22 protein-coding genes and 1 pseudogene are annotated in these 22,674 nt (G+C 70.2%); 15 read left to right on the forward strand and 8 right to left on the reverse strand.

Translation table 11 applies throughout. The annotated features are described in order from the left end of the window. Positions 1-117: 117 nt before the first annotated feature. Positions 118-291 carry a hypothetical protein gene (locus tag IEY87_RS44500; RefSeq protein WP_189144959.1) on the reverse strand — a complete coding sequence of 58 codons (174 nt, stop codon included), beginning with the start codon at positions 289-291 and terminating at the stop codon, positions 118-120. Between the two features lie 45 nt (positions 292-336). Beyond that, positions 337-1,314, reverse strand: coding sequence for a 2-dehydropantoate 2-reductase (locus tag IEY87_RS44505; RefSeq protein ID WP_189144960.1), 978 nt, complete (start codon positions 1,312-1,314; stop codon positions 337-339). 279 nt (positions 1,315-1,593) lie between these two features. On the opposite strand from IEY87_RS44505, the gene IEY87_RS44510 reads away from it, so the two are divergent. The 6 genes from IEY87_RS44510 to IEY87_RS44535 all read left to right on the forward strand — a co-directional run bounded on the left by IEY87_RS44510 (position 1,594) and on the right by IEY87_RS44535 (position 9,662). Further along, entirely contained in the window at positions 1,594-3,258 is a 1,665-nt protein-coding gene (locus IEY87_RS44510) for a thiamine pyrophosphate-binding protein (protein ID WP_189144961.1), read from the forward strand. Positions 3,259-3,271: 13 nt separating this feature from the next. Continuing rightward, positions 3,272-4,495, forward strand: a complete 1,224-nt coding sequence (frc, locus tag IEY87_RS44515; RefSeq protein WP_189144962.1) for a formyl-CoA transferase — start codon at positions 3,272-3,274, stop codon at positions 4,493-4,495. Next, positions 4,495-6,612 (forward strand): acetate--CoA ligase family protein, encoded by a 2,118-nt coding sequence (locus IEY87_RS44520; protein WP_189144963.1) that lies wholly within the window; start codon positions 4,495-4,497, stop codon positions 6,610-6,612. Before frc ends, IEY87_RS44520 begins: the two co-directional genes overlap by 1 nt. A 157-nt stretch (positions 6,613-6,769) precedes the next feature. Further along, positions 6,770-8,176, forward strand: a complete 1,407-nt coding sequence (locus IEY87_RS44525) for an Nramp family divalent metal transporter (protein WP_189144964.1) — start codon at positions 6,770-6,772, stop codon at positions 8,174-8,176. Continuing rightward, positions 8,176-8,670, forward strand: coding sequence for a hypothetical protein (locus tag IEY87_RS44530; protein ID WP_189144965.1), 495 nt, complete (start codon positions 8,176-8,178; stop codon positions 8,668-8,670). The genes IEY87_RS44525 and IEY87_RS44530 overlap by 1 nt, the downstream gene beginning before the upstream one ends. Further along, positions 8,667-9,662 (forward strand): TerC family protein, encoded by a 996-nt coding sequence (locus tag IEY87_RS44535; RefSeq protein WP_189144966.1) that lies wholly within the window; start codon positions 8,667-8,669, stop codon positions 9,660-9,662. The genes IEY87_RS44530 and IEY87_RS44535 overlap by 4 nt, the downstream gene beginning before the upstream one ends. Positions 9,663-9,708: 46 nt before the next feature. Here IEY87_RS44535 and IEY87_RS44540 read toward each other — a convergent pair whose 3' ends face one another. The 3 genes from IEY87_RS44540 to IEY87_RS44550 form a co-directional block, all read right to left on the reverse strand. Further along, on the reverse strand, positions 9,709-9,888 hold the full coding sequence (locus tag IEY87_RS44540) for a hypothetical protein (RefSeq protein ID WP_189144967.1): 180 nt from the start codon (positions 9,886-9,888) through the stop codon (positions 9,709-9,711). 97 nt (positions 9,889-9,985) lie between these two features. Then, on the reverse strand, positions 9,986-10,729 hold the full coding sequence (locus IEY87_RS44545) for a GntR family transcriptional regulator (RefSeq protein ID WP_189144968.1): 744 nt from the start codon (positions 10,727-10,729) through the stop codon (positions 9,986-9,988). Positions 10,730-11,001: 272 nt separating this feature from the next. Further along, a complete protein-coding gene (locus IEY87_RS44550) occupies positions 11,002-12,288 on the reverse strand; it encodes an MFS transporter (RefSeq protein WP_189144969.1) in 1,287 nt (428 codons plus the stop codon). Between the two features lie 89 nt (positions 12,289-12,377). Here IEY87_RS44550 and sucC point away from each other — a divergent pair, with 89 nt between their 5' ends. From sucC to IEY87_RS44580, 6 genes are read left to right on the forward strand one after another with little or no spacing between them, the layout of a single operon-like run. Continuing rightward, positions 12,378-13,508, forward strand: a complete 1,131-nt coding sequence (gene sucC, locus IEY87_RS44555) for an ADP-forming succinate--CoA ligase subunit beta (RefSeq protein WP_189144970.1) — start codon at positions 12,378-12,380, stop codon at positions 13,506-13,508. Continuing rightward, positions 13,508-14,392 carry a succinate--CoA ligase subunit alpha gene (gene sucD / locus IEY87_RS44560; RefSeq protein WP_189144971.1) on the forward strand — a complete coding sequence of 295 codons (885 nt, stop codon included), beginning with the start codon at positions 13,508-13,510 and terminating at the stop codon, positions 14,390-14,392. The genes sucC and sucD overlap by 1 nt, the downstream gene beginning before the upstream one ends. Next, positions 14,389-15,153 carry a hydroxypyruvate isomerase family protein gene (locus IEY87_RS44565; protein WP_189144972.1) on the forward strand — a complete coding sequence of 255 codons (765 nt, stop codon included), beginning with the start codon at positions 14,389-14,391 and terminating at the stop codon, positions 15,151-15,153. The genes sucD and IEY87_RS44565 overlap by 4 nt, the downstream gene beginning before the upstream one ends. Further along, entirely contained in the window at positions 15,150-16,022 is an 873-nt protein-coding gene (locus tag IEY87_RS44570) for an NAD(P)-dependent oxidoreductase (RefSeq protein ID WP_189144973.1), read from the forward strand. The genes IEY87_RS44565 and IEY87_RS44570 overlap by 4 nt, the downstream gene beginning before the upstream one ends. Continuing rightward, positions 16,019-17,740, forward strand: a complete 1,722-nt coding sequence (gene gcl / locus IEY87_RS44575) for a glyoxylate carboligase (protein WP_189144974.1) — start codon at positions 16,019-16,021, stop codon at positions 17,738-17,740. Before IEY87_RS44570 ends, gcl begins: the two co-directional genes overlap by 4 nt. Before the next feature lie 9 nt (positions 17,741-17,749). After that, positions 17,750-19,294, forward strand: coding sequence for an aldehyde dehydrogenase family protein (locus IEY87_RS44580; RefSeq protein ID WP_189144975.1), 1,545 nt, complete (start codon positions 17,750-17,752; stop codon positions 19,292-19,294). Between the two features lie 55 nt (positions 19,295-19,349). Here the strand turns inward: IEY87_RS44580 and IEY87_RS44585 are convergent, their stop codons facing one another. Continuing rightward, positions 19,350-19,772: a DUF6703 family protein gene (locus IEY87_RS44585; protein ID WP_189144976.1), complete on the reverse strand. Its 423-nt coding sequence runs from the start codon at positions 19,770-19,772 to the stop codon at positions 19,350-19,352. A 65-nt stretch (positions 19,773-19,837) separates the two neighbouring features. Here IEY87_RS44585 and IEY87_RS44590 point away from each other — a divergent pair, with 65 nt between their 5' ends. Then, entirely contained in the window at positions 19,838-20,125 is a 288-nt protein-coding gene (locus tag IEY87_RS44590; protein WP_189144977.1) for an antibiotic biosynthesis monooxygenase family protein, read from the forward strand. Positions 20,126-20,220: 95 nt separating this feature from the next. Then, complete coding sequence (locus IEY87_RS44595; protein WP_189144978.1) at positions 20,221-21,606, forward strand: glycine--tRNA ligase; 1,386 nt, start codon at positions 20,221-20,223, stop codon at positions 21,604-21,606. Positions 21,607-21,780: 174 nt separating this feature from the next. Here the strand turns inward: IEY87_RS44595 and IEY87_RS44600 are convergent, their stop codons facing one another. Together IEY87_RS44600 and IEY87_RS47395 are read right to left on the reverse strand one after the other, a co-directional pair. Further along, the gene (locus IEY87_RS44600; protein WP_189144979.1) at positions 21,781-22,068 is read right to left on the reverse strand and encodes a hypothetical protein; all 288 of its coding nucleotides are present in this window, start codon (positions 22,066-22,068) and stop codon (positions 21,781-21,783) included. 97 nt (positions 22,069-22,165) lie between these two features. Beyond that, positions 22,166-22,249, reverse strand: a pseudogene (locus IEY87_RS47395) (TetR family transcriptional regulator); the annotation flags it as partial. 310 nt (positions 22,250-22,559) lie between these two features. On the opposite strand from IEY87_RS47395, the gene IEY87_RS44610 reads away from it, so the two are divergent. Continuing rightward, a partial coding sequence (locus IEY87_RS44610; protein ID WP_189144980.1) for a helix-turn-helix domain-containing protein occupies positions 22,560-22,674 on the forward strand: 115 nt, incomplete at its 3' end.

The raw sequence follows: 22,674 nt of genomic DNA on the forward strand, positions 1-22,674 counted from the left end.
CCTGACATCATGGGAGTCAGTATGCCGCAGAATGAAAATGGTTGTCAAAGTCGTGATAGGTGGGGATGCCGGACGGCGGCGCTGGGGGCCCGGCCTACGCCGTACGGCATCCCGCCATCACCCCGGTGGGCCGAGCGCACCGGCTGAGCCGTTGCCGGTGCCCGGGGTGACGTTCAGCCGCCGCTCGCCTGTACGGACGTCGTTCATCTGATCATCCGGTCCTGACGAGCTTGCGATGCGTACGGCGGTCGCGTTGGACTCGGCGGTGCGCGCGAGGGGGCGGAGGGTCATGGCTCATGATCCTTCCATTCTGTATACAATCTACGGTATGCCTCCTTAGACTGCGCGGACAAGGTTCTCGGCCAGAAGGTCACTCACCGCATGGATCGCACGCAGTGTCGGGATCTCGGCGCCGGTCAGGTCGGCCAGCTCGACCACCGCCGCGAGGAGGACGTCGAGCTCCAGCGGCTTGCCCTTCTCCAGGTCTTGGAGCGTGGAGGTCTTGTGCTCGCCGGCCTTCTCGGCGCCGCGCAGCCGGCGTTCGATGGAGATGCCGGGATCGCAGCCGACCCGGCGGGCCACCTCCACGGTCTCCGCCATCATGGCCCGCACCAGCTCCCTGGTGCCGTCGTGCCGGCAGATCCCGGCCATGGTGGCCCGGGCCAGCGCGCTGATCGGGTTGAAGGCGATGTTGCCCATGAGTTTGATCCAGATGTCGCGGCGCAGGTCGCGCTCCACCGGGCACTTCAGCCCGCCGGCCACCGCCGCCTGGCTGAAGCTCCGGCACCGCTCGGTGGACTCGCCGCTGGGCTCGCCGATGGAGAAGCGGGTGCCCTCCAGGTGGCGGACGACGCCCGGCGCCTCGATCTCGGTGGCGGCGTAGACGACGCAGCCGACGGCGCGGTCCAGCGGCAGCGCGGTGGTGACCGCTCCCGCAGGGTCGACGCTCTCGATGCGGTAGCCCTCGTAGGGGCCCTTGAGCCCGTGGAAGTACCACCACGGGATGCCGTTCTGCGCGGCGATGATGCTCGTGGCCTCGTGCAGCAGCGGTGCGATCATGGGGCCCGCGGCGGCGTAGCTGTTCGCCTTGAGGCCCAGGAAGACGTGGTCCACCGGGCCGACCTGGTGGGGGTCGTCGGTGGCGTGGGGGTGGGCGACGAAATCGCCCCTGGGGGTGAGCACCTGGACACCGGATCTGCGTATGGCCTGGAGGTGCTCCCCTCTCGCGATGAGGTGCACCTCCACTCCCGCCCTGTGGAGTGCGGCCCCCACATACGCGCCGATGGCGCCGGCGCCAAGAACAGCGACCTTCACGCTTTCGCTCCGTTCTCGCGTCGGATCGTGCATTCGGTATACAGTATGGAAAATTTCGGGTCAAGGAGTCGTCGCGTGACCGTCGTACGACATGAGCCTGTGGTGGAGGCGCTGTCCTGGGCCGCCGCCCGGCGGCGAGCGGCCGGGGCCCCGGGCGGTCAGGAGAGTCCGTGGAGCTCATCGAGTTGCCCGCAGGGGGCTAGACAGGCCGGTGACTAGAGGGTAACCATTGCGTTCATACGGTATGCAGTATGCGGGAGACACGAAGAAGGGTGCACGATGTCGGAAACGATCTCCGGTGGTCATCTGGTAGCCAAGGCGCTCAAGGCCGAGGGCGTGGACGTGATCTACACGCTCTGCGGCGGCCACATCATCGACATCTACGACGGCTGTGTCGATGAGGGCATCGAGGTCATCGACGTGCGCCACGAGCAGGTGGCGGCGCACGCGGCCGACGGCTACGCGCGCATCACCGGCAAGCCGGGTTGCGCGGTCGTCACCGCCGGGCCCGGCACGACGGACGCGGTCACCGGTGTGGCCAACGCTTTCCGGGCCGAGAGCCCGATGTTGCTCATCGGCGGTCAGGGGGCGCTCAGCCAGCACAAGATGGGCTCACTCCAGGACCTGCCGCACGTCGACATGATGACCCCGATCACCAAGTTCGCCGCCACGGTGCCGAGCACGGAGCGGGTGGCCGACATCGTGTCGATGGCCTTCCGCGAGTGCTTCCACGGCGCGCCGGGCCCGTCCTTCTTGGAGATCCCGCGCGACGTCCTGGACGCGAAGATCCCGGTAGAGAAGGCGCGGATCCCGAAGAACTACCGGGCCTCCACCCGGCAGGCCGGCGACCCGGAGGCGATCGAGCGGCTGGCGGACCTGCTGGCGCACGCGGAGAAGCCGTGCGTCCTGCTGGGCAGCCAGGTCTGGACGTGCCGGGCGACGGACTCGGCGATCGACTTCGTCCGGTCGCTGAACGTACCGGCTTATATGAACGGCTCGGCGCGCGGCACGCTGCCGCCGGGGGACCCGCACCACTTCCAGCTCAGCCGCAGGTACGCCTTCACCGAGGCGGACCTGATCATCATCGTCGGCACCCCGTTCGACTTCAGGATGGGGTACGGCAAGCGGCTGTCGCCGACCGCCAAGGTGGTCCAGATCGACCTCGACTACCGCACTGTCGGGAAAAATCGGGACATCGATCTGGGGATCGTCGGCGACGCCGGCCTCATCCTGTCGGCGGCGGCCCAAGCGGCGAGCGGCCGCATCGACAACGCCGCGGCCCGGCGCAAGGAGTGGCTGGAGGAGCTGCGCGCCGTCGAGATCCAGGCCTACGACAAGCGCCTGCCCCGCCAGCTCTCCGACGCCAGTCCCATCGACCCCTACCGCCTGGTCCACGAGATCAACGAGTTCCTCACCGAGGACAGCATCTACATCGGCGACGGCGGCGACATCGTCACCTTCTCCGGCCAGGTCGTGCAGCCCAAGTCGCCCGGCCACTGGATGGACCCCGGACCCCTCGGCACGCTCGGCGTCGGCATGGCCTTCGCGATGGCCGCCAAGCAGGCCCGCCGCGACAAGGAGGTGCTCTGCCTGTTCGGCGACGGCGCCTTCAGCCTCACCGGCTGGGACTTCGAGACCATGGTCCGCTTCGACCTGCCGTTCATCGGCGTCATCGGCAACAACTCCTCCATGAACCAGATCAGGTACGGCCAGGCCGCCAAGTACGGCGAGGACCGGGCCCGCATCGGCAACACCCTGGGCGACATCCGCTACGGCGACTTCGCCAAGCTCCTGGGCGGCCACGGCGAGGAGGTCCGCGACCCGGCCGAGATCCGCCCGGCGCTGGAGCGGGCCAGGCAGTCCGGCAAGCCGTCGCTGATCAACGTATGGGTCGATCCCGACGTCTACGCCCCGGGCACCATGAACCAGACCATGTACAAGTAGGCAGGTCACTGACATGAAGGCACTCGAAGGTGTCCGCGTCCTCGACATGACCCACGTCCAGTCCGGCCCGTCCTGCACGCAGCTCCTCGGCTGGCTCGGCGCCGACGTGGTCAAACTGGAGTCCCCGACCGGTGACATCACCCGGCAGCAACTGCGCGACGTGCCGGGCGTCGACAGCCTCTACTTCACGATGCTCAACTGCAACAAGCGCAGCATCACCCTCAACATGAAGAGCGAGCGCGGCAAGGAGCTGTTCACCGAGCTGGTGAAGGACGCCGACATCCTGGTGGAGAACTTCGGCCCCGGCGCGGTCGACCGCATGGGCTTCACCTGGGACCGCCTCCAGGAGCTCAACCCCCGCCTGATCTACGCCTCGATCAAGGGCTTCGGCACCGGCCGCTACGCCAAGTTCAAGGCCTACGAGGTGATCGCCCAGGCGATGGGCGGCTCGATGTCCACCACCGGCTTCGAGGAGGGCCCGCCGCTGGCCACCGGCGCGCAGATCGGCGACTCCGGCACCGGCATCCACGTGGTCGCCGGCATCCTGGCCGCCCTCTACCAGCGCGAGCAGACCCAGCGCGGCCAGCGGGTGCAGGTGGCCATGCAGCACGCCGTGCTGAACCTGTGCCGGGTCAAGCTCCGCGACCAGCAGCGGCTCGCGCACGGCCCGCTGCGCGAGTACCCGAACCGGACCTTCGGCGACGAGGTGCCCCGCTCCGGCAACGCCAGCGGCGGCGGCCAGCCCGGCTGGGCGGTGCGCTGCGCGCCCGGCGGCCCGAACGACTACATCTACGTGATCGTCCAGCCGGTGGGCTGGAAGCCGCTGTCGGGCATCATCGGCCGGCCCGAGCTGGCCGACGACCCCGAGTGGGCGAGCCCCGAGGCCCGGCTGTCCAAGCTGGACAAGATGTTCCAGCTCATCGAGGAGTGGACGAGCCGCCACGACAAGTGGACGGTCCTCGACCGGCTCAACGCCGCGAACATCCCGTGCGGGCCGATCTTGTCGACCAAGGAGCTGGTCGAGGACGAGAGCCTGCGCGAGGAGGGCATCGTCGTCACGGTCGGCCATCCGGAGCGCGGCGAGTTCACCACCGTCGGCAGCCCGTTGCAGCTGTCGGACTCGCCGGTCGACGTCACCACCCCGCCCCTGCTCGGCGAGCACAACCAGGAGATCTACGGCCTGCTGGGCGTGAGCGCCGAGGAGCTGGCCGAGTTGAAGACGAACGGAGTCATTTGATGGAGCAGGTCAGGGAGATCCTGGACAAGGCGCTCGCCGAGGGCCGCACCGGCCTGACCGCACCCGAGGGGCGCGAGATCTGCCAGGCGTACGGCATCGCCACGCCGGGCGAGGGGGTGGCCGGATCGGCGACGGAGGCAGCCGAGCTGGCCGCGGAGCTCGGCTTCCCGGTGGTGCTGAAGATCGTCTCGCCGGACATCCTGCACAAGACCGACGCGGGCGGCGTGCTGGTCGGGCTGAAGACCGAGGACGAGGTACGGGACGGCTTCGAGCGCATCCTGGCCAGTGCCCGCGCCTACGACCCCGGCGCCCGCATCGACGGCGTCCAGGTGCAGCAGATGGTCGGCGGCGGCCACGAGGTCATCATCGGCGCGGTGACCGACCCCACCTTCGGCAAGCTGGTCGCCTTCGGCCTGGGCGGCGTCCTGGTCGAGGTCCTCAAGGACGTGACCTTCCGACTCGCCCCGGTTTCGGACGAAGACGCACTGGGGATGCTGGACGACATCAAAGCGGCACAAGTGCTGCGCGGTGCCCGTGGTGCCGAGCCCGCGGACCGGGGCGCGCTCGCGGCGCTGATCGCGCGCGTCGGCAGACTGGTCAGCGACTTCCCCGAGATCGTCGAGGTGGACCTCAACCCGGTCTTCGCCGACGCGAACGGCGCCGTCGCCGCCGACGTGCGGATCATCGTCGGCGAGCCGCCCGCGCAGGTCACCAGGCTTTCGCGGGAGGTGATCCTGGGCCAGATGAACCGGATCTTCAAGCCGCGCTCCGTCGCCGTCATCGGCGCCTCGGGCGAGACCGGCAAGATCGGCAACTCGGTGATGCGCAACCTCATCAACGGCGGCTACCAGGGCCAGATCTTCCCCATCAACCCCAAGGCCCCCGACATCCTGGGGCTGCCCGCGTACAAGAGCATCGCCGACGTCCCGCACGACGTGGACGTGGCCGTCTTCGCCATCCCGGCCAAGTTCGTCCCCGCGGCCCTGGAGGAGGCCGGGCGGAAGGGCGTCGCGGGCGCGATCATGATCCCGTCCGGCTTCGCCGAGACCGGCAACGTGGCGGGCCAGCAGGAGATCGTCGAGATCGCCAGGCGGCACGGCATGCGGATGCTCGGGCCCAACATCTACGGCTACTACTACACGCCGGAGAACCTCTGCGCGACGTTCTGCACGCCGTACGACGTCAAGGGCAGTGTGGCGCTGACCTCGCAGAGCGGCGGCATCGGGATGGCCATCCTGGGCTTCAGCCGGACGACCAAGATGGGCGTCTCGGCGATCGTCGGCGTCGGCAACAAGGCCGACGTGGACGAGGACGACCTGCTGACCTTCTTCGAGCAGGACGACAACACCCAGGCCGTGGCCATGCACCTGGAGGACCTCAAGGACGGGCGCGGCTTCGTCGAGGCGGCCCGCCGGGTCGTCAGGAACAAGCCGGTCATCGTGCTGAAGGCCGGGCGCACCGCGATGGGCGCGCGGGCCGCCGGATCCCACACCGGGGCGCTGGCCGGCGACGACAAGGTCTACGACGACATCCTGCGGCAGGCCGGCGTGGTCCGCGCGCCGGGCCTCAACGACCTGCTCGACTACGCCCGCGCGCTGCCCGTGCTGCCCGCACCCAAGGGCGAGAACGTCGTCATCATCACCGGCGCGGGAGGATCCGGCGTGCTGCTGTCGGACGCCTGCGTGGACGCCGGGCTGACGCTCATGGACATCCCACCCGATCTGGACGAGGCGTTCCGCGCCTTCATCCCGCCGTTCGGCGCGGCCGGCAACCCGGTCGACATCACCGGCGGCGAACCCCCCTCGACGTACGCGAACACGGTCCGGCTCGGGCTCACCGACGACCGGATCCACGCGCTCGTCCTGGGCTACTGGCACACCATCGTGACCCCGCCGATGGTCTTCGCCGAGCTGATCGCCGAGGTCGTGGCGGAGGAGCGGGCGAGAGGAAACGTCAAACCGGTCGTCGTGTCGCTGGCCGGTGACACCGAAGTGGAGGAGGCCAGCGAGTACCTGTACGAACACGGCGTGGTCGCGTACCCGTACACGACCGAAAAGCCCGTAGCGGTGCTCGGCGCGAAGTACCGCTGGGCACGGGCTGCCGGACTGCTCCGCTAAGAGCCGAGCTGGAGCAGGGCGAGGGGGCGCATCGGGGCCGCGCAGTAAGAAAAACAACCCCCCAGGAGGTCCGTACGTGGACACATCGAACACACCGGCGGCGTCAGCGCCACCGGTCGAGGATGAACGAGTATGGAAAGCGGGCCGGCTTGAGCCGATGCCCATCCGAAAACTTCCCGAAGCGCCTCCCTCGGTGCACATCCTGGGGCCCACCGTCTTCCTCGTTGCCCTGGGCGTCGGGATGGGCGAGTCCTACATGTGGCCCCGGCTGGTTCTGCTGTTCGGGCCGGAGATCAGGTGGCTGTTCCTGATCGGCGTGACCCTGCAGGCCGTCGTCATGCTGGAGATGGCGCGCTACGCCATGGCCACCGGGGAGAGCATCTTCTCCGGCGCGGCCCGGGTGTTCAAGCCGCTCATGTGGTTCTTCTTCATCGTCGCGATGGCCGTCTACATCTGGCCGGGGCACCTGTCCGCGGGCGCGGCGGCGCTGGAGCAGATCTCCGGGATCCCCTGGATGGTGACCGCCATCGCGGGACTCATCCTGGTCGGCGTGGTCTTCAGCTTCGCCAAGGTGATCTACAACCTGCTGGAGAGCGTGCTGTCGCTGCTCATCGGCACGCTCGTGATCGGCACCGCGGTGGTGGCCGCCATGGTCGGCACCTGGAGCGACGTGGTCACCACGATCACCGGCATGTTCTCCTTCGGCTACCTGCCGGCCGAGGCCATGACGGCGGCGTGGTTCCCGGTCATCGTCGGGGCGTGCGCGTTCGCCGGACCGTCCGGCATGCAGCAGATGTGGTACACGCTGCACCTGCGGGCCGCCGGCGCCGGCATGGGCGCGCACATCCCGAAGGTGCGCGGCCTGCGGCACGCGGGCGAGGAAGAGGCCATGCCCTCGCGGGGCTTCATGTTCGACACCGACGACCCCGCGGAGATGGCCAAGTGGAAGGGCTGGCGGCGCTGGGTCACCTTCGACGCCTTACTCCTGTTCTGGGGCATCACCATGCTGGTCACGATCTCCTTCACGGTGATCGCCCAGGCGGCGGTGCGGCAGAACCCCGCGGTCCGTACGGCCATCCAGGGTGACGACCGGGAGGTGGCGCTCACCGCCATGGCCGACGCCGTCTCCTCGGCCGGCAGCTCGGCCCTCGGCGTGATCTTCCTCGGGTTCATCGCGCTGATCGGCCTGAACGCCACGCTCGGGCTGTTCGACTCCTTCTCACGCGGCCAGGCCGACATGACGTACAACTTCGTGAAGGGCGCGAAGAAGCTGCGCATGTCCCACCTGTACGCGGGCTTCCTGTGGGGAGTCATCATCTTCGGCATCCTGATCCTGCTGTTCGGCCCGGCCGACGGGCCCAGCGGGATCCTGGACACGCTGGCGTTCCTGTCGACCTTCGCGATGGGCGCGTACTGCGTGACGCTGCTGCTGGTGAACAACCGCATGCTGCCCAAACCGATCAGACCGAAATGGTGGACGAACCTGATCATCGGATTTGGCGCGTTCTTCTACCTCGGCATGCTGTTCTACAGCCTGTTCGCCTTCGGTGTGGTCGTGGGCTGATGATCCAACGGCAAAGCCTCGAACTCGCCCTGCCCGGGGCGTCGATCGGAGCCGGAGCCGGCGCCATCGCCGGTGGGCTGACCCTCCTCGCAGGGCAGCCCGCCGGCCTGGCGGCGCAGTCGGCCCTGACGCTCGCCGTCCCCCTCGCCCTCTTCGGCGGTCTGTACGGCATCCTGCTCGGTCGCGGGATCTTCCGGCCGGGGACCTTCGGGCCCGTCGGCCTCTACTGGATGGCGGGCTTCCCGCTGTCCCGGCTGGTGCAGGAGAGCCTGACCGGGGTCGGCCTGGCCGACGGCGTGCTCCCCTTCCTCGCCTACCAGCTGATGGTGAGCCTCGGCTTCGCGATCGGCTTCCTGTGGTTGCACGAGCGGATGATGCCGCACTGGCTGCTGCGGCACGCCGAGGGCAACCCCCGCGCCGAGGCGCTGCTCGCCCTGTACATCCGTCAAGCCCAGGCCTCGCAACCGAGGTCGGAGAAGGGAGCGCGCCGATGAATGTGCCCGCCTGGATCTGGCTCGCCACGATCGGCGGGTTCGGCCTCGTGCTGGCCCTGGACTTCTACCTGGTGGCCCGCAACCCGCGCGAGCCCTCCTTCAGGGAGTGCGTGTGCTGGGTGTCGCTGTACGTCGCCCTGGCGGGGGTCTTCGGGATCGGGCTGCTGGTCGTGTCGGGCGCGCAGCACGGTGGCGAGTTCTTCGCCGGCTGGATCACCGAGTATTCCCTCAGCGTGGACAACCTTTTCGTCTTCCTGCTGATCATGAGCCGTTTCCGGGTGCCCCGCGAGCATCGCCAGAAGGTGCTGCTCATCGGCATCATCCTGGCGCTGGTCATGCGGGGCGCCTTCATCGCCGCCGGCGCCGAGGCGGTGACCAGGTTCGACTGGCTCTTCTACGTCTTCGGCGCCTTCCTGATCTACACGGCGTGGAAGCTGATCGGGCACGAAGAGGAGGAGGCGGAGTTCTCCGAGAACATCGCCCTGCGCACCGTGCGCCGGGTGCTGCCCACCACCGACACCTACCACGGCGGCCGGCTCACCGTGCATCTCGGGCGCAGGATGGTGACGCCGATGCTGATCGTGATGGTCGCCATCGGCACCACCGACCTGCTGTTCGCGCTCGATTCGATCCCGGCGATCTTCGGACTCACCAAGGAGCCCTACCTGGTCTTCACCGCCAACGCCTTCGCCCTCATGGGGCTGCGCCAGCTGTTCTTCCTCATCGGCGGCCTGCTCGACCGGCTGGTCTACCTGAGCAAGGGCCTGTCGGTGGTGCTGGCCTTCATCGGGGTGAAGCTCATTCTCGAAGCCCTGCACCACGACGGCGTCTCCTGGGCGCCGCAGATCCCGATCCTGGCGTCTCTCGGCGTCATCGTCGGCACCCTCGCGGTGACCACGGTGCTGAGCCTGCTCAAATCGGCTCGGGACGCCAAGGCCGCCGAGGTCACGGAGGCGGCGGAGCCGGAGAGATCGGATTCGGTGGAGCGCTGAATCTGCCGCGCGCGGGGAGCGACCACCCCTGTGCGCGGCATCTCGGTCAGTCGCGCGTGCTCTTGTGCATGTCACGCTCCGCGACCCACTGGGTCATGTAGTGCTCCGCCTGCTCGGCGGAGTGCTGCTTGCGCAGCGCGGTGGCCAGGCCGATGCCGATCCTCCGGCCGTCGGCGGAATGTCCGGGGGTATCTCCAAGGAGAAAGCGGACAAGCGCGCTCTTCATCGTCGCACCTCCTTTCTGTTCGATCCTCTGCCCGTGGTGTTACGGGACAAGCGTCCTTACGTGAACGCCGAGTCAATCGTGGGCTCAAACCGTGGGCTCAATCTGTAGGCGATGTGCGGGGTCGCCGCCGCCGTACGGGCTTGGGCGCGGGCTCGACCGGCTGACTGCCGCGCTGCTCCATGTAGGAGGCGCGGGTGTGCTCGGTGTGCTCGCGCATGATCTGGGCCGCGCGGTCCTCGTCGCCCGCCTCGATGGCGTCGATCAGGGCCGTGTGCTCCTGCCAGGAGTCCATGCCGCGCCGCCGGGCCACGGGCGTGTGATACCACCGCACCCGGCGGGCCACCTGGCTGGCCAGCTCGGCCAGCACCTGGTTGCCCGACAGCGCGGTGACCACGGCGTGCAGCTCCGAGTTGGTGGCGACGGCGGCCTCGACGTCGTCGGACTCCACCGCCGCGATGCCCCGCGCGCACAGCGCGCGCAGCCGGCGCACGCCGTCCTCGCCCGCGTGCAGCGCGGCGAGCCGGGCGGACTCGGTCTCCAGCAGCGCGCGTACGGCGAGCAACTGGTCGGCCTCCTCCACCGTCGGCACATGCACGAAAGCGCCCTGGCCGGGGTGCAGATCGACCCAGCCCTCACCGCTGAGCTGCTGCAGCGCCTCGCGCACAGGCTGCCGGGAGACCCCGAGCAGCTCGGCCAGCTCGCTCTCCACGAGGTGCTGGCCGGGCTTGAGCTGGCCGGAGACGATGAGCTCCTGAATCGCCTCGATCACGCTCTCACGGAGCGTGGCGGGACGGGGAATCTTGGTGGCCGCCGTCTGACCGGCCTGATCCGACAGCAACATGACAGACTCCAGGACTAAGCGCATCTCATTGGTTTTGGTCGACTGCCTACAGCATACCGCCCAGGGCGCCACATCCTGGGGTGAGCCTCCTCACAGAGAGCTACCTCACAGGCTGCGACCCTCGGTGCGGGCAGGTCGCACCGGGGATGCCGGCCGGCCGGCCGGCTGGGGGCGGGCAGATCACACACGGGGATGGTGGCCGGCCGGTCGGCTGGGGGCGGGCAGATCACACACGGGGATGGTGGCCGGCCGGTCGGCTGGGGGCGGGCAGATCACACGGGGATGGTGGCCGGCAGGCCGGGGGCCCGCAGGCGCAGGGTGGCCAGCGCGGGCAGCGCCGCCAGCGCGGCGGCCACCAGCAGCGCCGTGGCGGGCGCGGTCAGCGACAGCAGAGCCAGGGCGACGGCCGCCACCCCGGCCACCGCCTTCGCGCTGTGGACCACGGCGTGGATCTCGCCGACGCGCTCGACGCCGAAGAACTCCCGCACCAGGCTGGCGACGAGCGGGTAGAACGCGCCCCCGCCCAGCCCGGCGGCGATGACGCCGGGCCACAGCAGCGGCTGACCCGCCTGCAGGGCAGCCAGCAGGAGGACCTGGCCGGCGGCGAGGACGGTCAGCACGGTGGCGAGCACCCGCCTGCGGCCGAACAGCTCCGAGCAGCGCACGGCCAGCGACCGGCCCGCGCCGTTGAGCGCCACCATGACGGCGAGCGCGGCCCACGAGCCGGTGGCCGCCACCGCGATCACGTCGAACAGCGACACGGCTCCCGCGCAGGCCAGGATCACCGCGAGCGCGGGCAGCGCGCGCGTGCGCAGGGCCTGGGCCAGGCCGAACTGCTTGACCGCCACCGGGTTCCTGCGCAGGATCGCCGCGTCCAGCGCGTGCGAGCGCGGCTCCACGGTGTCCGGCCACCACCGGTGCGGGGCCAGTCGCAGCGCCCTGGCCGCCGCCCCGATGGCGGCCACGGCGAACACCGCGGCCACGAGGAAGGCGGTGGGCGTCGCGCCCGGCGCCGGCCCGGCCCACACCAGCATGGGCACCGCGCCGTAGCCGAAGGCGCCGGTCACCAGGCTGACCTGGGCGGCCGGCCGTTCGGGATACCAGGAGGAGACGACCTCGCTGCAGACCCCGTACACGATCCCCGCCCCGAGCCCGCCGAGCACGGCGTAACCGAGCAGGAGGGCGGGCCCCGTGCCGATCGAACCGCCAGGCCAAGCACTGGCCGCAGCGGCGGTCGGGCCGCCGGTCAGGGCGATGGTCAGGAGGCCGATGGTGCTCAAGGCGGCGCCGATGGTCAGGGTGGCGCGGACCGAGAGCCGGCCGCGGCGTACGAGCTGGATGGCCGGCAGGGCGCCGGCGGCCTGGCAGAGCAGGCAGGCGGCCAGCAGGAACAGGCCGGGGGCGTCGCCGGCCAGCAGCGCGGCGAAGCCGTACTGGAGAGGGCTGATGGCGGCCATGGCCGCCAGCGCGAGCCAGAGCATCCGGGTGCGGTCGCGGGGGACGGGGCCGATGAGGTAGGACCGTCCGCGCCAGTCCCTGACCACTTCTGCATTCTCCATACTGTATGGAATATACAGAAACCAGCCCACTGTCGAGACCCTAGACGAAGGATATTCCATACGGTATACCGTCTACAAAGGAGGCTCAAATGGACCTGTACGAACATCAGGCGAAGGAGCTCTTCGGCCGCCACGGGATCCCGATCCCGCCGGGCAGAGTCGCGGCCACCCCGGAGGAGGCCAAGGCGGTCGCGGCCGAGCTGGGCGTGCCCGTCGTGATCAAAGCCCAGGTGAAGACCGGTGGCCGGGGCAAGGCGGGCGGGATCAAGGCGGCGGCCGGACCGGCGAGCGCCGAGGAGGAGGCCGCCGGCGTGCTGGGGATGGACATCAAGGGACACCTGGTGCGCACGGTGCTGGTCGAGGCGGCGACCGTGCCCTTCGAGGAGTACTACGCGGCCTTCCTGGTGGATCGCGCGCAGGGCGGCTTCCTGGCCATGGTGTCCGCCCAGGGCGGCATGGAGATCGAGGAGCTGGCGGAGACCGACCCCGACGCCATCGTGCGGCTGCCGATCGACCCGGTGACGGGCGTGGACGCCGACACCGCGCGCCTGCTCGCGGCCAAGGCGGGCCTGCCGGACGCGGCGGCGCCGGTCCTGGAGCGGCTCTGGCAGGTGATGATCGAGGAAGACGCCCTGCTCGTCGAGGTGAACCCGCTGATCTGCACCACCGACCAGCGGATCGTGGCCCTCGACGGCAAGGTCACCCTGGACGACGCCGCCGCCTTCCGGCACTCCTGGGCCTACACGGAGGCTTCCGCAGGTCTGGAGGAACAGGCCAGGGCCAAGGGCCTCAACTATGTGAAGCTCGACGGCCGGGTCGGCGTCATCGGCAACGGCGCCGGGCTGGTCATGAGCACGCTGGACGTGGTCGCCGGAGCGGGCGCGGCCCCGGCGAACTTCCTGGACATCGGCGGCGGCGCGTCGGCCCAGGTCATGGCCGACGGCCTGGAGATCATCCTGGCCGACCCGGACGTGCGCTCGGTGCTGGTCAACGTCTTCGGCGGCATCACGACCTGCGACGCGGTGGCCAACGGCATCGTCACCGCACTCGAACTGCTCGGCGAGCGCGGCCTGGCCAGGCCCATCGTCGTACGGCTGGACGGCAACAACGCCGAGGTCGGGCGGCGCATCCTCAGCGACGCCAGGCACCCGGTCGTCCGCCAGGTCTCCACCATGGACGGCGCCGCCGAGACGGCGGCCAGACTCGCGGCAGGTGTGTAATGGCGATCTTCCTGACCAAGGACAGCCGGGTGCTCGTCCAGGGCATGACGGGCGCGGAGGGCAGCCGGCACACCGCCCGGATGCTCGCGGCCGGCACCGAGGTGGTGGCCGGGGTGACGCCGGGCAAAGGCGGGCGCTCGGTCGACTTCGGCGAGCGCGCGGTGCCCGTGTTCGGCTCGGTGGCCGAGGCGATGGCCGAGACCGGGGCCGACGTGTCGGTGGTGTTCGTGCCGCCGCGTTTCACCGGCTCCGCCGTCGAGGAGGCCGTCACGGCGGGCATCCCGCTGTGCGTGGTCATCACCGAGGGCGTGCCCGTGCACGACGCGGTCCGCTTCCGCGCGCTCGCCGCCGGACGTACCAGGATCATCGGCCCGAACTGCCCCGGACTGATCAGCCCCGGCCAGTCGTCGGCCGGCATCATCCCCGCCGACATCACCGCCGCCGGGCGCATCGGGCTGGTCTCCAAGTCCGGCACGCTGACGTACCAGCTCATGTACGAGCTGCGCGACGTGGGCTTCTCCACGGCCGTCGGGATCGGCGGCGACCCCGTCATCGGCACCACGCACATCGACTGCCTCCAGGCCTTCCAGGAGGACCCCGGGACGGACGCGATCGTGATGATCGGCGAGATCGGCGGCGACGCCGAGGAGCGGGCCGCCGCCTACATCGAGCGGCACGTCACCAAGCCGGTCGTCGCCTATGTGGCCGGGTTCACCGCGCCGGAGGGCAAGACCATGGGCCACGCGGGCGCGATCGTGTCCGGCTCGTCCGGCACCGCCCAGGCCAAGAAGGAGGCGCTGGAGGCGGTCGGCGTCCGGGTCGGGCGGACCCCCTCGGAGACGGCCAGGCTGATGCGCTCGGCTCTGGACCGGGCGGCGGCATGAGATTCGACGTCAACCTCTCGATCCTGTTCACCGACCTGCCCCTGCTGGAGCGGCCGGCCGCCGCCGCCAAGGCCGGGTTCGACGCGGTGGAGCTGTGGTGGCCGTTCGACACGCCGGAGCCCGACGAGGCCGAGCTGCGCGCGTTCGTCACCGCCCTGCGGGACGCCGGGGTCGCCCTCGTCGGGCTGAACTTCTACGCCGGCGACATGGCCGCGGGTGATCGCGGGCTGCTGGCCAGGCCGGACGGCTCGGCCAGGTTCCAGGCCAACATCGACGTCGCGGTGGCCCTGGCGGGCGTGCTGGGCTGCACGGTGCTCAACGCGCTGTACGGCAACGGCCCGGAGGTGGACAGGGACCTGGCCGTGGCGAACCTGAGGCGGGCGGCGGACGCGGCGGCCGGGATCGGCGCGACCGTGGTCGTCGAGGCCGTCAACTCCCACGACAACCCGCACTATCCCATCACCTCCTCCGGCGCGGCCTTCGCCCTGATCGACGAGGTGGACCGGGCGAACGTCGGCTTCCTGGCCGACCTCTACCACCTGCACCGGATGGGCGAGGACGTGCTCGCCCTCATCGACACGCACGCCGGCCGGTTCGCCCACGTGCAGATCGCCGACGACCCCGGCCGGGGCCGGCCCGGCAGCGGGCGGATGCCGTACCAGGAGATCTTCTCGCGGCTGGCGGCCGCGGGCTATCGGGGGCACGTCGGGCTGGAGTACCGGCACGAGGGGCCGGGAGCGTTCGCTTGGAGGCGGCCATGAGCTCAGGAATCAGACTCGGTTTCGTCGGTCTGGGGATCATGGGCAGCCCGATGGCGGCCAACCTCGTCAAGGCCGGGCACGAGGTCACTGGCTACGACGTGAGCGCCGAGCGGGTCGCGCAGCTCGCGTCCATCGGCGGCAAGGGCGCCGCCGGCGTGGCCGAGGCGGTCGCCGGCGCGGACGTGGTGATCACCATGCTGCCCGACTCGCCGCAGGTCGAGCAGGTCGCGCCGGACGTCGTCGAGCACGGCGGCCCCGGCCTGCTCTACCTGGACATGAGCACGATCAGGCCGGAGACCTCACGCTGGGCCGCGCGGCTGGCGGCCGGGCGGGGCATCCGCGCGCTGGACGCCCCGGTCAGCGGCGGGGAGCGCGGCGCGATCGACCGGACCCTGTCGATCATGGTCGGCGGAGCGGCCGAGGACGTCGAGGCGGCCAGGCCGGTGCTCGAAGCGCTCGGCAGCACGATCGTGCACGTCGGCCCCTCGGGCGCGGGGCAGACCGTGAAGGCGGCCAACCAGCTCGTCGTCGGCGGCATCTACGGCCTGGTGGCCGAGGCGATCGTGCTGCTGGAGGCCTCGGGCGTGGACCCGGTGGCCGGCCTGGACGTGCTCGCGGGCGGCCTGGCGGGCTCCAGGATCCTCGACCTCAAACGGCACACCATGATCGCCCGCGAGTTCGCCCCCGGCTTCCGCATCGACCTGCATCACAAGGACATGGGCATCGCCGTCGCCGCCGCCCGCGAGGCCGGCGTCGCGCTGCCGCTCACCGGCCAGGTCGCCCAGCTCGTCGCGGCGGCCAGAGCCCAGGGCCACGGCTCACTCGACCACTCCGCACTGCTCAAGGTGATCGAAAGGCTGAACGCATGAAACGTGTTCCCTGCATGGAGGCCGTGGTCGCGGTGCTGGAGTCGGAGGGGGTGGACACCGTCTTCGGCATCCCCGGGGCCGCCATCCTGCCGTTCTACGCGGCGCTCCAGCACAGCTCGATCCGGCACATCACGGTCCGCCACGAAGAGGGCGGCACGCACGCGGCCGACGGCTGGTCCCGGGTGACCGGCAACGTCGGCGTCTGCGTCGGCACCTCAGGACCGGCCGGCACCAACATGATCACCGGCCTCTACACCGCGATGGCCGACTCGATCCCGATGATCTGCGTCACCGGCCAGGCCGTCACGACCAAGCTGCACCAGGAGGCGTTCCAGGCGGTCGACATCGTGGAGATCGCCAAACCGGTGACCAAGTGGGCGGTGCAGCTCAAGGAGCCCGCCCAGGCGCCCTGGGTGTTCCGCGAGGCGTTCCGGGTGGCGCGCTCGGGCCGGCCGGGGCCGGTGCTCATCGACCTGCCGATCGACGTGCAGCGAGGCACCTGCCTGTACGACCCCGAGCTGGACGCGCCGCTGCCCGTCGAGGTACGCCGGCCGCTGCCCCAGGTGGTGAGCCGGGCCGTGGACCTGCTCACCGCGGCGAAACGGCCGATCATCCTGGCCGGCGGCGGGGTGATCATCGCCGAGGCCACCGAGGAGCTGCGCGAGCTGGCCGAGCACCTCCAGGTGCCCGTGCAGGTGACGCTCATGGGCAAGGGCGCCTTCCCCGAGGATCATCCGCTGTTCGCCGGGATGGCCGGGATCCAGACCCAGACCCGGTGGGGCAACGCCGCGTTCCTGGACAGCGACCTCGTCCTGGCCGTGGGCGCGCGCTTCGGCGACCGGCACACCGGCGACCTCGACGTCTACCGCAGGGGCCGCCGCTTCATCCACGTGGACGTCGAGCCGACCCAGATCGGCCGGGTCTTCGAGCCGGACCTGGGCGTCGTCGGGCACGCCAAGCCGGTGCTGGCGGAGCTGGCCCGGCAGGCCCGCGACCGGGGCCCGGCCGGCGCCCCCGGCAAGTGGGTGCGCAAGGTCGGGGAGCTGCGCCGCACGATGGCGCGCCGGGACGACTTCGACGACGTGCCGATCAAGCCGCCGAGGGTGTTCAAGGAGATCAACGAGCACTTCGGCAGGGACACCACGTTCGTCACCGCGATCGGCCTCTACCAGATCTGGTCCGGCCAGTTCCAGACGACCTACCTGCCGCGGCGCTACCTGGTCTGCGGCCAGGCCGGGCCGCTCGGCTGGGAGATCCCCGCCGCGCTGGGCGTCAAGTGCGCCTATCCCGAGCGGGACGTCGTGGTGGTGGTGGGCGACTACTCCTTCCAGTTCCTGATGGAGGAGATCGCGGTGGCCGCCCAGTACCGCATCCCGTTCGTCATCGTGATGATCAACAACGAGTATCTGGGGCTGATCAGACAGGCCGAGCTTCCGTACGAGATGAACTTCGCGGTGGACCTGCACTACGGAGAGGGCGGGATCGATCATGTCAAGGCGATGGAGGCGTTCGGCTGCCCGGCGCGCCGGGTGGAGGTGCCCGGTGACCTCGCCGACGCGCTGGCCTGGGCGTCGGCCGAGGCCGAACGCGAGCGACTGCCGGTGCTCGTCGAGGTGATGGTGGAGCGCGAGGCCAACGCCGCCATGGGGCCCTCGCTGGAGGCGATCAAGGAGTTCGAGCCGCTGCCCGAGCTCATCAGCGTCGACTGGTCCGACTGAGGAGATCACATGCGACTCAAACCGGGAACAGCCTGGCAGGACGCCTACGCGGGATGCCGTGCGGCGGCGCCCGAGGCGTTCCACGACGACCGGGTGCTCAACCACTGGGGTGGGTTCTGGCAGCGGGACGGGCGGCCCGCGCCGGTCTTCTCGCCGCTGGACGGCACCGCCATCGCCGGGCCGCCCCGGCTGGACCGGGCCGGCGCGGGCCGGGCCGTGGCGGGCGCGGTCGAGGAGCACCGGCAGTGGCGGCACCTGCCCCTGGCCGAGCGCAAGGCGCGGGTCGCCGCGGCGGTGGAGTCGATGGCCGCCCACCGCGACCTGCTGGCCCTGCTGCTGGTCTGGGAGATCGGCAAGCCGTGGCGGACCGCCTGCGCCGACGTCGATCGGTGCCTGGACGGCGTGCGCTGGTATCTCACCGAGATCGACCGCATGGTCGAAGGCCGCACGCCGCTGCCGGGGCCGGTCAGCAACATCGCCAGCTGGAACTATCCGATGAGCGTCCTCATGCACGCCATGCTCGTGCAGGCGCTGGCCGGCAACGCGGTCATCGCCAAGACGCCCACCGACGGCGGACTGTGCTGCCTGACGCTCGCCACCGCGCTGGCCGTACGGGAGGGGCTGCCCTTCACGCTGGTCAGTGGGGGAGGGGCCGAGCTGTCGCCGGTGCTGGTGGCGGGGCGGGCGCTGGGCTGCGTGTCGTTCGTGGGCGGCAGGGACGCGGGCGCGAACGTCGCGACCTCGCTGGCCGACCTGGAGCGCAGGCACGTCCTGGAGCAGGAGGGGCTGAACGCGTGGGGGGTGTGGGAATACTCCGGCTGGCAGACGCTCGGCCGGCAGATCCGGGCCTCCTTCGACTACGGCAAGCAGCGCTGCACCGCCTATCCGCGGTTCGTGGTGCAGCGGTCGCTGTTCCACGAGTTCCTCGGGGCCTATCTGGCGGCGGTCGGGTCGTTGCGCTTCGGGCATCCGCTCGCGGTCGCGCGGCCCGACGATCCGCTGCCTGAGCTGGACTTCGGGCCGCTGATCAACGCCTCCAAGGCCAAGGAGCTGGCCGACCAGGTGGACGAGGCGGTGGCGAGGGGCGGGGTGCCGATCCACCGCGCGTCCTTGGCTGACGGACATTTCCTGCCGGGTCAGGATATTTCGGCGTATGTTCCGCCGGTGGCGGTGCTCAACCCGCCCCGATCCTCACCGCTGTTCCACGCCGAGCCGTTCGGCCCGGTCGACACGATCGTGCTCGTGGACACCGAGGCGGAGCTGCTGGCCGCGATGAACGCCAGCAACGGCGCGCTGGTGGCCACCCTGTCCTGCGACGAGGAGGAGACCTTCGGCCGGCTCGCCCCCGAGGTGCGGGCGTTCAAGGTCGGGCACAACCGGCCGCGCTCCAGGGGCGACCGGGAGGAGCTGTTCGGCGGGCTCGGCGCCTCATGGCGCGGCGCGTTCGTCGGCGGCGAGCTGCTCGTGCGGGCCGCCACCCAGGGCCCCGGCGGCGAGCGCCTGCCGGGCAACTTCCCGCACTACACGCTGCTGCCCGAAAGCCCACTCGGCTAGCCCCCGTCTCAGCCAGCCCTGTCCCGGTCGGCCGGCCCTGTCTCGGCCGGCTCTGTCAGAACAACCCGAACCGGGTCGCCACCACCAACACCAGGAAGGTCGACATGGCGACCCGCAGCAGCTTGCCGCTGACCTTGAGCGACGGCCACGACAGGTAGGCCAGCCAGACGATGAACGCCAGCACCGGCAGCACGGCCACGCCGCCCAGCCAGTTGGTGACCACGAACCCGGTCAGCAGCAGGGCCACCATCACCGCGGGCGGCACCCACTTGGGCACCTGCGTGAACAGGAACGCCAGCGGCGTGGCGCTGCGCTGCTCCACGGCCTTACGCAGCCCCGTCGCCCCGGGCGTGAAGAACTGCTCGCCCGGCGGCAGCGGGCGTTTCGGCTTGCCGCCCTGCCTGCCGGCCTGTTTGCCGCTCTCGGCCGGTCGCGGCTGGGCGAGCGGATGCTTGCGGCGGTCGTCGTTGGTGGCCACGAGGCCGAGCCTAGCGGCCGAACGAATCGCCCCGTCGGTGTGGATCCGTCTGACATCCTGTGAACGTGCTCGCCGTGATCCGTTACACCGTTCCAGAGTCCCAGTCCCAAGATTTCGCCAAGCAGGGCCACACCATCCTCGACACCCTCGCCGCCCAGCCCGGTTACCTGCGTGGCAGGCTCGCCAGGTCGGTCGACGAGCCCAATCTCTGGGCGCTCGTCAGCGAGTGGGAGGGCGCCGGCTTCTACCGCCGGGCCCTGTCCGCCGCCCGGATGGAGCTGTATCCCCTGATGATCCTTATGGTCAACGAACCCAGCGCCTTCGAGGACGTCTACCTGCGCGACCGGGCGTAGCGACTCTCGCGCGCGGAGGCGCGCGAGAGTCCCCTAAGCTGGGAGCTTCATCGAATGTTCCTCGCCGACCTCCAGCCGGAAAGAGATCCACCAACATGGCACGACGCACAGACGTCATGGACACCATCGTCAGCCTCGCCAAGCGCCGCGGGCTCGTTTACCCGTCGAGCGAGATCTACGGCGGACTGCGCGCGTCGTGGGACTACGGACCCCTGGGCGTCGAGCTGAAGAACAACGTCAAGCGGCAGTGGTGGCTGTCGATGGTCCAGGCCCGCGAGGACGTGGTGGGCCTCGACTCCTGCGTCATCCTGGCGCCCGAGGTGTGGAAGGCCAGCGGCCACGTCGAGACCTTCTCCGACCCGCTGACCGAGTGCCAGTCCTGCCACAAGCGCTTCCGCGCCGACCACCTCCTCGAGCACTACGAGGAGAAGAACGGCAAGCAGCCGGAGCACGGCCTGGCCGACATCACCTGCCCCAACTGCGGCAACAAGGGCACCTTCACCGAGCCCAGGCAGTTCAGCGGCCTGCTCAAGACCTACCTCGGCCCGGTCGAGGACGAGTCCGGCCTGGCCTACCTGCGCCCCGAGACCGCGCAGGGCATCTTCATCAACTACCTCAACGTGCAGCAGTCGGCGCGCAAGAAGGTCCCGTTCGGCATCGGCCAGGTCGGCAAGTCCTTCCGCAACGAGATCACGCCGGGCAACTTCATCTTCCGCACCCGCGAGTTCGAGCAGATGGAGATGGAGTTCTTCGTCAAGCCCGGCACCGACGAGGAGTGGCACCAGTACTGGATCGACGAGCGCTTCCGCTGGTACTCCGACCTGGGCATCAACAAGGACAACCTGCGCCTGTACGAGCACCCGCAGGAGAAGCTGTCGCACTACTCCAAGCGCACGGTCGACGTCGAATACCGCTTCAACTTCACCGGCTCGGAGTGGGGTGAGCTCGAAGGCATCGCCAACCGCACCGACTTCGACCTGACCGCCCACTCCAAGGCGTCGGGCGTCGACCTCAGCTTCTTCGAGCAGGACACCGGCGAGCGTTACGTCCCGTTCGTCATCGAGCCCGCCGCCGGCGTCGACCGCGCCACGCTCACCTTCCTGCTCGACGCCTACACCGAGGACGAGGCGCCCAACGCCAAGGGCGTCATGGAGAAGCGCACGGTCATGCGGCTCGACCACCGGCTCGCCCCGGTCAAGGCCGCCGTGCTGCCGCTGTCGCGCAACGCCGACCTGTCGCCCAAGGCCCGCGACCTGGCCGCCCAGCTGCGCAGGCGCTGGAACGTCGAGTTCGACGACGCGGGCGCGATCGGCCGCCGCTACCGTCGCCAGGACGAGATCGGCACGCCGTTCTGCATCACGGTGGACTTCGACACCCTGGAGGACCAGGCGGTGACGGTCCGCGAGCGCGACACGATGAGCCAGCAGCGCATCGCCCTCGACCAGGTGGACTCCTACCTGCGCCAGCACCTGAACGACTAGGTTCCCGGCGGACCTCACCGCCCGCCCTCGACGCCGCCCGCCGCTCGCGACGGGCGGCGTTGTGCGTGCCGGGCGCCCCGCCATCCGGCCACGGGGTCGCGACGCGCGCCCGCTGGGTTGGCTGGGCGGCGACGGCGTCGTGCAGGATCTTGTAGTCCGGCACGAGGTCCACCTCTAGGAGCGAGGTGGTCCGGTGACAGCAGCGATGACGGCATCGCGCACGACCACCTCCCCGGTGCCGTTCGCGCGGATCAGATGGAGCGTCACGCCCACCGCCGCCGTCTCCAGCGCGTTGGCGGCCACCTCGACCGGGTGCCGCAGACGGCCGGCGTCGTCGAACGCGCGCATCGAAGCCACCAGGTCGGCGTGGGCCATGGCCACCGCCGGAACGTCCTGGTGGGCCAAGGGGTGGCCGTACATGACGTTGTAGAGCGCGGGATGGGTGCCGAACCCAACATGCATGTCCTAGCCGCGCCGGAAGTCCGCGACGACATCGCCGGTCGTGCCTACGGCCCGTTTGCGGGTCAGGTAAACGCTCGAAGCCGTCGGCGACCACGGCGTGCAGCAGACCGGCCTTGTCGCCGAAGTGGTGGTACAGCGTCGGCGGCCTGACCCCAGCGGCGGGTCTCGCATGGCGACGCAGGGCTGGGGCGACTCGGTGATGGGGTTAGTAACTGCTGTGGTCTGCTTCAGTGTCCTTCAGACTTCATCTGGTTTCCTCTGGCCTGATCGCGGCCTGTTGAGCGGTGATCGGGGTTGGTTCAGTGGTCTGCGCGTTGATGAACGGCAGGAGGAGCACTGTCGGGGCCTGGGGCTTCGCGCCGTGTCTGGCCGGCGCTGCCCGCCTCATCTCTCCATCGTCACGATGTGCGTGCAAAGCCTTACCCATTGTGCAGCCATGCTGTTAGAGTCGTTCGCACACACTCTCGAATAAGCGAGGGAGGGGGCGGGTCATGCGGGTCGTGCAGGCCTACCGTTTCGCGCTGGACCCCACCGCGCGCCAGGGTGCCGCGCTGGCGTCGCATTGCGGGGCGGTGCGGGTGGCGTTCAACTGGGGTCTGGCGCAGG

The sequence above is a fragment of the Nonomuraea glycinis genome (assembly GCF_014646515.1).
In the GTDB taxonomy this organism is placed as follows: domain Bacteria; phylum Actinomycetota; class Actinomycetes; order Streptosporangiales; family Streptosporangiaceae; genus Nonomuraea; species Nonomuraea glycinis.

Coding starts and splice junctions, on each gene's coding strand:
- IEY87_RS44520 (WP_189144963.1), top strand. CDS start 4,495: ATGGAGCAGGTCAGGGAGATCCTGGACAAGGCGCTCGCCGAGGGCCGC.
- IEY87_RS44540 (WP_189144967.1), bottom strand. CDS start 9,888: ATGAAGAGCGCGCTTGTCCGCTTTCTCCTTGGAGATACCCCCGGACAT.
- IEY87_RS44550 (WP_189144969.1), bottom strand. CDS start 12,288: ATGGAGAATGCAGAAGTGGTCAGGGACTGGCGCGGACGGTCCTACCTC.
- IEY87_RS44525 (WP_189144964.1), top strand. CDS start 6,770: ATGCCCATCCGAAAACTTCCCGAAGCGCCTCCCTCGGTGCACATCCTG.
- IEY87_RS44510 (WP_189144961.1), top strand. CDS start 1,594: ATGTCGGAAACGATCTCCGGTGGTCATCTGGTAGCCAAGGCGCTCAAG.
- IEY87_RS44545 (WP_189144968.1), bottom strand. CDS start 10,729: ATGTTGCTGTCGGATCAGGCCGGTCAGACGGCGGCCACCAAGATTCCC.
- IEY87_RS44565 (WP_189144972.1), top strand. CDS start 14,389: ATGAGATTCGACGTCAACCTCTCGATCCTGTTCACCGACCTGCCCCTG.
- frc (WP_189144962.1), top strand. CDS start 3,272: ATGAAGGCACTCGAAGGTGTCCGCGTCCTCGACATGACCCACGTCCAG.
- IEY87_RS44530 (WP_189144965.1), top strand. CDS start 8,176: ATGATCCAACGGCAAAGCCTCGAACTCGCCCTGCCCGGGGCGTCGATC.
- IEY87_RS44570 (WP_189144973.1), top strand. CDS start 15,150: ATGAGCTCAGGAATCAGACTCGGTTTCGTCGGTCTGGGGATCATGGGC.
- IEY87_RS44535 (WP_189144966.1), top strand. CDS start 8,667: ATGAATGTGCCCGCCTGGATCTGGCTCGCCACGATCGGCGGGTTCGGC.
- IEY87_RS44580 (WP_189144975.1), top strand. CDS start 17,750: ATGCGACTCAAACCGGGAACAGCCTGGCAGGACGCCTACGCGGGATGC.
- IEY87_RS44595 (WP_189144978.1), top strand. CDS start 20,221: ATGGCACGACGCACAGACGTCATGGACACCATCGTCAGCCTCGCCAAG.
- sucC (WP_189144970.1), top strand. CDS start 12,378: ATGGACCTGTACGAACATCAGGCGAAGGAGCTCTTCGGCCGCCACGGG.
- sucD (WP_189144971.1), top strand. CDS start 13,508: ATGGCGATCTTCCTGACCAAGGACAGCCGGGTGCTCGTCCAGGGCATG.
- gcl (WP_189144974.1), top strand. CDS start 16,019: ATGAAACGTGTTCCCTGCATGGAGGCCGTGGTCGCGGTGCTGGAGTCG.
- IEY87_RS44600 (WP_189144979.1), bottom strand. CDS start 22,068: ATGCATGTTGGGTTCGGCACCCATCCCGCGCTCTACAACGTCATGTAC.
- IEY87_RS44500 (WP_189144959.1), bottom strand. CDS start 291: ATGACCCTCCGCCCCCTCGCGCGCACCGCCGAGTCCAACGCGACCGCC.